Origin of the sequence: Mesorhizobium metallidurans STM 2683 (assembly GCF_000350085.1) — a bacterium.
GTDB classification, from domain to species: domain Bacteria; phylum Pseudomonadota; class Alphaproteobacteria; order Rhizobiales; family Rhizobiaceae; genus Mesorhizobium; species Mesorhizobium metallidurans.
Window position 1 is genome coordinate 1 of the sequence record NZ_CAUM01000075.1, and the last position, 11,071, is coordinate 11,071.

Annotated in this window: 11 protein-coding genes; 7 read left to right on the forward strand and 4 right to left on the reverse strand. The window is 62.1% G+C overall.

Translation table 11 applies throughout. The features are described from left to right. Positions 1-171: 171 nt before the first annotated feature. The 3 genes from MESS2_RS12855 to MESS2_RS12865 all read left to right on the forward strand — a co-directional run bounded on the left by MESS2_RS12855 (position 172) and on the right by MESS2_RS12865 (position 5,551). Positions 172-1,596, forward strand: coding sequence for a tyrosine-type recombinase/integrase (locus MESS2_RS12855; protein ID WP_008874705.1), 1,425 nt, complete (start codon positions 172-174; stop codon positions 1,594-1,596). 26 nt (positions 1,597-1,622) lie between these two features. After that, positions 1,623-3,380, forward strand: a complete 1,758-nt coding sequence (locus MESS2_RS12860) for a hypothetical protein (protein ID WP_008874706.1) — start codon at positions 1,623-1,625, stop codon at positions 3,378-3,380. Positions 3,381-3,517: 137 nt separating this feature from the next. Next, complete coding sequence (locus tag MESS2_RS12865) at positions 3,518-5,551, forward strand: integrase (RefSeq protein ID WP_341872359.1); 2,034 nt, start codon at positions 3,518-3,520, stop codon at positions 5,549-5,551. On the opposite strand, the gene MESS2_RS12870 is transcribed toward MESS2_RS12865, so the two are convergent. Both MESS2_RS12870 and MESS2_RS12875 read right to left on the reverse strand, forming a co-directional pair. Continuing rightward, positions 5,546-5,911: a hypothetical protein gene (locus MESS2_RS12870; protein ID WP_008874708.1), complete on the reverse strand. Its 366-nt coding sequence runs from the start codon at positions 5,909-5,911 to the stop codon at positions 5,546-5,548. The genes MESS2_RS12865 and MESS2_RS12870 overlap by 6 nt on opposite strands. Continuing rightward, complete coding sequence (locus MESS2_RS12875) at positions 5,908-6,273, reverse strand: hypothetical protein (RefSeq protein WP_008874709.1); 366 nt, start codon at positions 6,271-6,273, stop codon at positions 5,908-5,910. The genes MESS2_RS12870 and MESS2_RS12875 overlap by 4 nt, the downstream gene beginning before the upstream one ends. Before the next feature lie 109 nt (positions 6,274-6,382). On the opposite strand from MESS2_RS12875, the gene MESS2_RS12880 reads away from it, so the two are divergent. The 3 genes from MESS2_RS12880 (at position 6,383) to MESS2_RS12890 (ending at position 9,054) form a co-directional block, all read left to right on the forward strand. Beyond that, entirely contained in the window at positions 6,383-6,823 is a 441-nt protein-coding gene (locus tag MESS2_RS12880; RefSeq protein ID WP_008874711.1) for a MerR family transcriptional regulator, read from the forward strand. After that, on the forward strand, positions 6,820-7,800 hold the full coding sequence (locus MESS2_RS12885; protein ID WP_008874712.1) for an arsenic resistance protein: 981 nt from the start codon (positions 6,820-6,822) through the stop codon (positions 7,798-7,800). Before MESS2_RS12880 ends, MESS2_RS12885 begins: the two co-directional genes overlap by 4 nt. Before the next feature lie 351 nt (positions 7,801-8,151). Further along, positions 8,152-9,054 (forward strand): ArdC family protein, encoded by a 903-nt coding sequence (locus MESS2_RS12890; RefSeq protein WP_040592880.1) that lies wholly within the window; start codon positions 8,152-8,154, stop codon positions 9,052-9,054. Between the two features lie 251 nt (positions 9,055-9,305). Here the strand turns inward: MESS2_RS12890 and MESS2_RS12895 are convergent, their stop codons facing one another. Then, the gene (locus MESS2_RS12895) at positions 9,306-10,013 is read right to left on the reverse strand and encodes a cytochrome c biogenesis CcdA family protein (RefSeq protein ID WP_008874715.1); all 708 of its coding nucleotides are present in this window, start codon (positions 10,011-10,013) and stop codon (positions 9,306-9,308) included. Between the two features lie 4 nt (positions 10,014-10,017). Continuing rightward, on the reverse strand, positions 10,018-10,401 hold the full coding sequence (locus MESS2_RS12900; RefSeq protein ID WP_008874716.1) for a thioredoxin family protein: 384 nt from the start codon (positions 10,399-10,401) through the stop codon (positions 10,018-10,020). A gap of 147 nt (positions 10,402-10,548) precedes the next feature. Between MESS2_RS12900 and MESS2_RS12905 the strand changes: the two genes are divergently transcribed. After that, entirely contained in the window at positions 10,549-10,992 is a 444-nt protein-coding gene (locus tag MESS2_RS12905; RefSeq protein WP_008874717.1) for a MerR family transcriptional regulator, read from the forward strand. Positions 10,993-11,071 lie beyond the last annotated feature (79 nt).

The following is an 11,071-nucleotide window of genomic DNA, read 5'->3' on the forward strand; positions in this document are numbered from 1 at the left end:
TGGTCGCCTTATCTTGACAGTCTGCACCGACTCTCAGTTTTCTATTGAGGTTGATGCACACGCTGACGGAGGCGCTTTCCAGGCCGGACGCAGCGCTCCCAAATAGCTGGCGGAGGCCGGCCTGGAGAGTGCCGGGCAAGTTGAACTCCTTCGTTGATGCTGGCTCCCCGGATGGGGGTCCGGGGGAAGGTTGAGCAACTTGTGGACAATGTAATCGCAGCTTCAAGCATCACTATTCAGGAGCGCAGATCAGCGGAGGGCCTTGACGCCCATGTCCCAATGATCCTCCGGGACGGAACGCTCTACGATCCTGATCTGGATCGCTTCTTCCGCGACCTTCCTCTCAACGGCGTTCGCTCCCGCCATTCCCTTCGTGCCTATGGCTACGACGTTCTTGTCTGGGCTCGTTTTCTTTCGGAAGCCTGCTCGAAGACGATATGGCAAGCCGACCGGCATGATGTCCTTGCCTATCACCGCATTCGCCGCCGCGCCGCCGCCGGGCAACGCATCTCCGCTGCTTCCTGGAATCGCGCCGTCGCCTGCCTCGATCGGTTATATCGCTGGGGTGTGCAGGAAGGACTAATTGCGGAAGCACCCTTCACGCACCGCTCGGTCTGGAGGCGAGGGTACGCTGGCCGACGCGCGCAGATTGCGGCACGGAACGATGCCTATGAACCCGCCGCGCGTCGAGCGGACGTCAGTTTCGTTACGCTCGGCGACTATCGGCGGTTTCGGGATGTTGGTCTCAAGGGGCTTCTGGCTGACGGCCGCACACGCCCCGGCGCCCGAGATCGCAACGGCATTCGCAATGCGCTGTTCTCCGATCTCCTCGTGACCACAGGGCTTCGGCTGGAAGAAGCGTCATCTCTCTTCACCTCCGATCTCGTTTTCGCCGATCAGCGTCCGGGCCGTCAGGTCTGGCTGGATTTGCCGGATGCCCAGACCAAGGGCGATCGTGGCCGCCAGATTCTCGTTCCCGCTCGACTGCTTGAACAGGTGCGCGCCTATGTCGATGTCGAACGTGCTCATGCTCTCGCGAAGTTCCAGCGGCGCTCGGCGTGGCAATCGACCGACCGACCGATCTTCGTTCACCGCGAGCGGCATGCTGCCCGGCTGCGATTGCTTGACGGCGGCGATATCGCACTCGATCTGCTCGGCCCCGAGGAACGCTGCCGGATCATTATCTGCGACAACGACAGCAAACCGAGCGAACCGGCGGTATTGTGGCTTTCGGAGATCGGCATGCCGGTGCGGCCGAACTCCTGGGAGGTCATTTTCGCCCGTGCCTCCAGCCGCTGCAGATCCTTCGGTTTCGATATCGGCATCAGTCCGCACCAACTCCGTCACACCTTCGCCGTTCACATGCTGGCGATGCTCATTCAGCACCGCCTCCGCGATGCTGCTTTGCCTGCCGGGCCGATGGAGGGATACCGGCAGGTGCTCGGTGATCCTCTCCAGCAGGTGCAACGGCTTCTCGGCCACGCCAGCCTGACGACGACCTACATCTACCTCGACCACATCGCGATGCACGCCGATACCGTCGATGCGGCCGTCGAGGAACTCCTGGGACTGCTCCCCTCGGAGACCACGCTGTGACGGGGCGCCCACGCAAGGGAGCCGCGGTGCGTTTTGCGCCAGCCGATGGCGTTGTTCCCCCGCACGCCAGCGATCGGGTGCTCGGTCTGCGCTTCAACGTCGAGGCGCGCTACGGCGGGACGCTTGAGGTTGACCTCACCGGCGTGCATCCGCGACCCTTCGCCATTGCTTTTGCAGGGGCTTTGCGCCGGCAGTCCGAGCTTGGTGGTCCGCTAGGTGCGCGGAGCACCATTAAACAGCACTTTCAGGCTTACCTCCGGTTTTTCGCATATCTGCGCGAGCAGTCCACGGCAAAGACGCCCGCCGATCTGCGCGCTGACGATATCGATGGGTATGAGGATTTCCTCGAAGCCGGCGGGATGACCCCGATCCACCGGCACACTGTTCTCGCCAAAGCCATCCTCGCCTTGCGCTCGGTCGACGCGGACCAGCCTGGGCTTCTGCATGAGGGCGTCCGCCGTCGAGTGAGCTACACCAGCAGACAATCCGTCGGCCGATCCCGACCACGTGACGCCTATAGCCCCTTCGTCGCACGGCAGCTTCGGGACGCTGCCCGTGGCGACATCGCCAGGATGTTCCGGCGGATCGGGAAGCCGCTCGAGAGTGACGATGGCGATGCCAATCTCCGCAGAGTGACCGACGAAGCCAATGCCCGGATCGTTGTCTCGGGCAGGCTCAGCAGTGGGGACCGCGCCTTCAAGAGCCTCTATTTTATGAGGCTGCGGCGCAATCTTCCCGTTTCAGACCTGGCTGAAGATCTACACGCACGTTTCCATCTACGTGCAATGGATATTCCACCACTTCTGACCTTCCTGTCTCTGGAGACCGGCCTGGAGCTCGAATGCTGCAAGGCATTGACGATCGACTGCCTTCAGAATCCCGGACATGGCACGATCGAGATCGCGTATGTCAAGCGGCGTGCCCGCGGTGCTGAGCACAAGCACATTCGCGTCCGTGACGGCGGGATCGGAACAGCGGGCGGTCTCGTGCGTAAGTTAATTGAGGTGACGGCCTTCACACGGCAGTTCGTCCCAAGCGAGAACCTTTGGCTCTATTATTACACCGGACGGAAGCAGCTTCGTGCAGGTCTGGACCATCAGCAGGAGCTCGTGGCCAGATGGATAAAGGGGCATAATCTCGTGGATGACGATGGTGAGCCGCTCCGCCTCGTTCTTTCCCGCTTGCGCAAGACCCACAAGGCACTCTGGTATCTGAAGACCGAGGGCCATATGACCCGCTTCGCCGTCGGGCATACGCCTGAGATCGCCGCACGCCACTACGCGGATATCCCCTCGCTGCGACCGCTGCACGAAGCCACTGTTGCCGAGGCATTTTCCGAAGTCGCCGCGGCCGCCGGTCCGATCGTCCTGACGCCAGCCGAGGAAGAGTCCTGGCGCCAATGCGATGCCCCACCCCAAGGACACAAGGACCGCGATGGTGTCCTGTGTGGTGAACAGGACGTTTGGCTGGCGGCATGCTCTGGTTTTGACCGCAGCCCCTTCGGAAAGCCAGGCGAGCCTTGCCCGCAAGCTTTCTGGGGCTGTCTCGAATGCCGCAATGCGGTCATCACCGCACGCAAGCTGCCGGCGATCATCGCGTTCCTGCGGTTTATCGAAGATCAGCGGGCGGGTCTGTCGGCCGCAGACTGGGCGATGAAGTTCGGCCGCGCGCATGATCGCATTGCCGGACAGGTTCTTCCTGCTTTCCCCGAGAGTGTAATTGCGGAAGCCCGTCGCGAGGCGGATAGGCATGCTCTCTATCTGCCGCCGGAGGCCCGGCAATGATGAGGTCGGTGCCAGCAGCTTCTACCTCCCGGCACCTCGATTTGCGCCCGGTTCTCGGGACCGCCCCTCTAAAGCCTGGTTTTGATCGGGACGCTCTATCGCGATACGGCGATCCGAGCTGGGATCTCGGACCGGCCGTGTTTCGCGAGAACGTCCGCCGCTGTCACGTCACCGTGCATTTCGGGGCCGTCGAGGATGTGAGCGTCCGCGAGGCGTTGCGCGAACTCCTCTATGCCCGGCTGAACGTCGACCTGCCGGGTCACCGCAAGATTCTTTCTCCCGGTAGTGTCCGGCAGGTCTTCAACCGCGCCCGACGCTTCTTCGAGTTCGTGCGTGATGAACTCGGTGTGGTCGATCTGCGCCGTGTCGACCAGCCACTTCTTGACCGCTATGCCCGCCACCTCAAGGCCGACCGTGCTCGTCGGCCGGTCATTGTCACCCACCTGCTGGAGGTCCTGTTCGATCTCTATGCCTATCGCGATGATCTTCCTTCCGGAAGATTATCATTCCAGCCGTGGGCCGGAAGACCTCCTGCGCGCGTTGCGGGCTATCGTCAGGTTCGCGAGAACCGGACGCCACGGATTCCCGAGGCGATCATATCGCCGCTTCTCGCCTGGTCGATCCGGTATGTCACCGAGTTTGCCGCCGATATTTTCGCAGCCCGCAAGGAGATGGATTGTCTCGAAGCTCATTGCGCCGCGCTCATCGAGCAGGACAGCGTTCTCGGACGTCAAGACCGACGGCGCCAGCAGCGTAAGCGGCTTGAGGACTATTTCGGGCGGCTTCGCAGTGAAGGTCGCGGGGTGCCGATCTGGGGCACCGCCCATAACGGCATATTTCTCCGACACCCCGAGACAGGAGACCTATCGCCACCCGTCAACTCCCACCTGCTTCATCTACACGTCGGCATCGACACGCTCGTCGAGCCGAAGATGCACATCCAACTCACGAACGGCGCTCCACGCCAGATCAGAGCTGCGGTGCTCGAACTCGGTGTCGAGACTGGGGGTATGGATACACCGATCTCCATTCTGCCCGAGACCGGCGAGCCCTGGCGGCCTCGCTTCGACGCCAAGACCCTCGCGACGGAAGAGCGCATGCTGCAGTCGGCAGCCTATATTCTCTGCGCCTATCTGACCGGCATGCGGGACTGCGAAGTCCAGGCGATGCAGCGGGGATGCCTTTCCCTGACGCGCAGTGAAGATGGCATGATCATGCGCCATCGCGTGCGATCCGTCGCCTACAAGGGCAAGTCTAGCCAGGGTGAACCTGCCGAATGGATCACCATTGAGCCAGTTGCCAAAGCCATCGAGGTTCTGGAACGCCTGTCATTTCCCTCGGCGTCGGCTCGTGATCTCACGACCCTTTGGCCGGTATTGGCAGCGAAGTCCTATTGTAAGGACCACCTCTCGGCCGAGATCGTCCGTCAGCTCAACCGCTTCCGCGACCATCTCAACGACCTGTTCGGAACACTGGACGAGCCGGCGGTCCCGAATGGACCAAGTGGACAGCCTTGGCGTATCACGACGCGGCAGTTCAGACGCACGATCGCATGGCACATCGCCAATCGTCCCTTTGGCACCATCGCCGGCATGATCCAGTATAAGCATGCTTCCGTCGCCACGTTCGAAGGCTATGCCGGCTCCAGCCGATCCGGCTTCCGGGCGGAAGTCGAGAACCAGCGCAGCCTTGGTCAGATCGAAGATCTCTTGACCTATTTCGACGAGCGACAGACCGGAGCCACGCTGTCCGGGCCGGCGGCAGCGCGCGTAGCGAAGACGCTCGACAGCATATCGGACGATCTCGGTCCGCTTCCGGCCATGATCGCTGACCGTGCCCGGCTCCGCACGATGCTCGCGAGTCTCGCGCGGACATTGCATGTCGGCGTTCTCGCCGACTGCTTCTTCGATCCAGGCACGGCCGCCTGCCTGAAGCAGGCCACCGGAGCCAGAGCCCCGCTGACCGCGCTTTGCCAGCCGACCCTTTGTCCAAATGCCTGCATCACCGCGAGACACCGGCCAGCATGGGCCCGTTCCGCAGAGGAGGCCACAAGCCTGTTGAAGGAGAAGCGGCTGTCCCAGCTCCAACGAAGCATCCTTCAGCAGGATCTCGACCGATCGATGGCCGTCCTCAACAGCATCGACCAAGACCGGACCGCGCCAGGCTCATGATGCCAACCTGTCCCAACAGCGCAATCGCCGTCCCTCGAATGCCGGCCAGATCCACGCCCCCAACATCATTGCAGTGGCGAAGATCATGGCGACAACGGTGAGGCGTGCGGGCGAACGGCGCGTGCGCCAACTTTGGTATCCGACCCATGCCCAGCCGGCTGCGACGGCAATGAGCGCGATCGGCGTCAGCCACCGATAGGCCTCCGCGAACCAGGCAAGGACACCCCCAGCCGAACCGAGGATGGCAGCCGGAACGGCGAACGGAAGAACGCAGCATACGCCGCATGCCAGAGCGGCCGTCGAGGCGGTGACCGCGACCGCACCGGCGGCCTTGCTTCCTGATCTGCGTTCCGCCGTCATGCCGCGCATCCCGGCGCGCAGCCGCAGGACGAGACCGCAGCGGCGCTTTTTGCTTCGAACTGCTCGAACAACATGTCGGCTGCATCTCGGGCAATTTCAGGTGCGGTGATCGTCAGAATCAGTTTGTCTGCGCGTTCGTCAAGATCGAAGTCGAGGAAAGCGCAGCAAGCCTGCTCCCCGCGCACCAGTTCCCTGATATCATCGAGCGAGGCAGGTCCATATTCCAGCGTCAGGGCAAGATCGCTGCGCCGGGAGGACGTGAGCGATCGTGCATTGAGGGCTGCTATCCACGCGATCCTGTCCTTGAACGAACCCCTATCCAGCGTGCAGGCGATCGGCGGCGCTACCGCTATGTCATTCATGTCGTGTCTCCTCGGTTCGCGCGGGCGAGTGCCGCGCCGTTTCGTGCTGGCATAGGGATACGACTTCAAGTAGCTTGAAGTTCAAGAGGTATTTTCCAAGGACCCGCAAATGTCTGGATTGAGGATCGGCGAGGTCGCCGAACGGACTGGCACCAACACGCCAACGATACGCTACTACGAGGAGATCGGGTTGCTGCCGCGGCCCGATCGCCAGGAGGGCAACCAGCGACGCTATGGCGATGATGCCGTGAAGCGGCTGACGTTCATCCGGCGCTGTCGGGACTTCGGCTTCTCGATCGAGCAGGTCCGAACGCTGACATCGCTCGTACAGGATCGGAGCCGATCCTGTTTCGAAGCCCGGGACCTGGCCCAGCAGCATCTGACCGAGGTTCGCGTGAAGCTCAAGGAACTGAGGGAGCTTGAGAAGAGCATTGCGGGCTTCGTGGAAAGCTGCAACGTCGCCTGCGCGGGCGGTCCTGGCCCCGACTGCGTCATCCTGGAAGATCTCGGCAGCATGAAGCCGATTGCCGCGGAGCGTCGGCGGGCATGACGGTTTCAAATTTTCGCGAATCCCTCGAACAGCATCAGGTCGTCATTTATTTCGCCGCTGTGATCGTCGCCGCTCTGGCTGCGGTGCTGGCGCCGGCGCTTGGCATGCTGGAGACGGCGATCAATCCGGCGCTTGCCTTGATGCTGTTCGCAACCTTCCTCCAGGTTCCGCTGGCCGAACTCGGGCGCGCTTTCCGCCAGCTACGCTTCATGGCGGCGCTTCTGATTGCCAACTTCGTGGTCGTTCCGCTGATCGTCTTGCTGCTGATCCAGTTCCTGCCGCCGGATCCACTGATCCGCCTCGGCGTCCTGATCGTGCTGCTGGCTCCATGCATCGACTACGTCGTGACCTTCTCGCATCTCGGTCGTGCCGACGCTCGCGGCTTGCTGGCAGCCACGCCACTGCTCCTGGGCGTTCAGATGCTTCTGCTGCCGATCTATCTCGGGGTCATGTTGGGGCCTGACAGCCGGGACCTCATCCAGATCGAGCCGTTCGTCCATGCGTTCGTGTGGCTGATCGCCGTTCCGCTGCTCCTCGCCGGCCTGGTCCAGTTTTGGGGCCGCATCAGTAAGACGGGCGCCCGAGCGTCTGACCTTCTTGGTTTGCTGCCCGTTCCTGCGACCGCGCTCGTCCTGTTCATCGTTATCTGCGCGGTCGTTCCCCAACTCGACGCCGCGCGTGCCAGCGCCCTGCAGGTCCTGCCAGTCTACATCGCGTTCGCCGTTATGGCTCCGATCGCAGGACTGATCGTTGGCCGTCTTTTTCGGCTGCCTGCTGCGAGGACCAGAGCCGTCGCCTTTAGCGCTGCAACACGCAACTCGCTTGTTGTCCTGCCGCTAGGTCTCGCCGTCCCCGGCGCTGTGCCAATCCTTCCCGCCATCATCGTCACACAGACGCTCGTCGAACTGCTAAGCGAGTTGGTCTACATCCGGCTCATCTCCAAAGCGGGCCGGGACCTGTCGGCTCAGCAAGCCTGAACCAGACAATAACAGCATTGAACCCGCGGAGTGGGCACGGTGCTGCTGCGCCGGCGGCCTTTCCCGGCGTGGTCGGAGCGCGCGATGCCCGGCGCGTCCGCGCAACGGCTGGTCGCCGTCCTTCGCTTGCGCTGCGGCTCTTCGAGTGCGCGGGCGCGCCTGACGCATCGCAATTCGCTGCTCCGACGCCGGGACAGGCCCGGCGGAGAAGGAGCAACGATTATGACGAGACAAGAAAGAACCAGGAATAGCCGCCCGAATGGGCGGCAGGAGAGGAAGAGGAAGGCCGGAGTGGAGGGGTCGGTTGAAGGGGGGAGAGAGGCTCGCTCCGCCGGCCGCGGAGATCTTCCGATGTCCCACACCTTCAATTCAACGACGCGCACCGATGTTTATTCCCGCGTCACGGCCGAGATTATCGCCGCGATCGAACAAGGCGCAGGTGAATGGCGTGCACCCTGGCTCCACAATGGGACCAGCGTCGCGCGTCCGATCAACATCTCATCCGGCAAGCGCTATCGCGGCATCAATACGCTGGCGCTCTGGGCCGCAGGCTTTGCAGCCGGGCATAGTGATGGCCTCTGGGGCACCTACAAGCAATGGCAGGACGCCGGTGCGCAGGTGCGCGAAGGAGAACGCTCCACGACAGTCGTGTTGTGGCGCGAGATCAAAGCTTCCCGGCAGACTGACAACGAAGACGACGATGACGGGCACCGGCGGATGTTCGCCCGTGCATTCTCCGTGTTCAACGTCGCGCAGGTGGATGGCTACGAGCGCCCGGTAACTCCCGCGCTGCCAGGGGCCGAACGTCTCTCCCACGCAGAAGCATTCATCGCGAACCTGGGCGTCAAAACCGCGTTCGGAGGATCGGAAGCCTATTATCGCCCCTCGAACGACACGGTGTTCATGCCGCCGTTCACCTCGTTTCGCGACGCCGCGTCATTCTATGGTGTCTGGCTGCATGAGAATGGACATGCCAGTGGTGCCAAGCACAGGCTCGACCGGGATCTCTCCGGCCGTTTCGGATCTGCAGCTTACGCCGCCGAGGAATGCTGCGTCGAGATTCTCAGTGGGCTCATCCTCGCCGACTTGGGTATTGCCCACCATCCGCGTCCCGATCATGCCGCTTATGTCGCCTCGTGGCTGAAGGTCCTGAAGGGCGACCCCAAGGCCATCTTCGCTGCCGCCAGCAAGGCGCAACAGGCCGCTGACTGGATGCATGGGCAACAGCCTGAGATCAAGGAGATGGCGGCATAGGCAGGCCCTCTTCGACGGTCAACGAGCAGAGGGAGGAATGAGACCTCCCTCTATTAAGCCCGTTTCCTCGCGCGGCGTATAAGCGCGAGCGACAGTATGCTGCGCGCCAGCTACCAACGCGACTCCATCCGTAACGAAGTCCAAAGGAGCCGGGGATCTCAACGATGGTCACCATCACATATACAAATCAGGTCAACGTACCCGCCGTAGCTTCGCATCCGGGAGTCGGCTCCAGATGCTTGTTTGGATTTTCAGATGGCAGTGGTGACGGACAGCATCCAGTTTGGAAGGGCGTCAAGCAAGACTGTTTGAACCGTCCGATCAAAGCCGGAGAGCGTCATAGCGCCGGCAAGAACGAGCAACGCGCCGAGCGCGATTTTGAGGCCGCTGGCCGTGCTCATCATACGCCCGCGCCAGCGGAGTAACGCTTCGCGCGAAAGCGCCGACAGCAACAGCAAGGGCAAGGCGGTGCCTATGCCGAAGGCCATCATCGTCAGTGTGACCATGCCAAGATCTTCGCCCCGGGCCGCCATGATCGAGGCAGCACCCAGCGTCGGGCCGACACAGGGCGTCCATACCGCGCCGAGGAGCAGCCCGACACCGAACTGTCCGGAGATGCCGGAGGTGGACAGGCCGCTGAAGCGGTTTTGTGTCCAGTTGCTCACCGGTCCTGCAGCGGTGGCAAAGCCAACTTGCAGGCGCGGCCCCAACAGCACGGCGCCGACAATGACCAGGAGCACCGCCGCACCAGTGCGAAAGACTGTCATGTCCAGGCCAATAGAGAACCCGATCGTGGCAACAAACAGGCCGATCGCCGTGAACGATAGCGCCACACCGGCGGCCAAGGCTAGCGGCGCAAGGCGGTGTTCCGCCACGGCGCCGGCCAACACGACGGGGACAAGCGGCAGAACACAGGGCGACAGGATGGAGAGGATACCGGCGAGCAGCGCGAGCAGCATCGACCTACAGTGCCTTGCGCATGATGGCCTCGATCACGGCGGGATCGGTTTTGCCGGTCATCCGGTCGACCTCCTTGCCGCCCTTATAGACGATCATTGTGGCTTGCACCTGGACGCGCAACTGCTTCAGCACGTCTTTCTGCGTATCAAAATCGACCTTGAACTCCTTCATGTCCTTAAAGTCAGGCGTGCCGAGAAGCTTGGCGACAATCGGCTTCTGGAGCTTGCATTCCCCGCACCAAGGGGCGGTGACGTGGACGAGGACCGGTCCGCCGGCCGCAACTGCCTCCGTGAAGCCTGGCAGCGGGTCGTCGCCGGCGGCAAAGACGGGTGTTGCGAGCGCTAGGATGATCGCGGCGCAGGAAAGGAGGACGTGACGGCGGTTCATGCTGAAGTCTCCATGTAAAGGATGCAGATACGAAGTGTGTGAACAGGTCGTCGGCGGCAACGGCTCCGCCGGTGGCGCGTGACGGTCTTTCAAGCTGGTGTTATCGTACTCCTTCAAGTAACTTGAAGGGCAAGGAGATAATCTGCCATGAATGTTCACATGCACGTGTTCACCATCGGCGCCCTGGCGAAGGCGACGGGCACCAATACGCCGACGATCCGCTATTACGAGGAAATCGGTCTTCTTCCACCGGCAAACCGGACGGCAAGCGGGCAGCGCAACTACGACGCATCTGACATCAGCAGGCTAACCTTCATCAAGCAATGCCGTGATTTCGGCTTCAGCATCGAACAGGTCCGCGTGCTGCTGGAACTATCAATAAGCACCGAGCGCGATTGCGTCGAGACGCGGGATATCGCCCAGGCGCATCTTGACGAGGTCCGTGCGAAGATGGTCGAGCTAAGGGCTTTGGAAACGCGGCTTCAGGGTTTTGTCACGCTATGTAATGATGCGTGCGCCGGCGGGCCGGGCAGCGATTGTGAAATCTTCAAAGACATGAAGGCCCCGCGCGTCAAGAGCTGCTGTGCCTAGCGAATTTTCCGTAGATATGTTGTTGCCTATCCCAATTGAGTTGAGCAGTCCTGCTTGACTGTCAGGATATGTCGCCGAG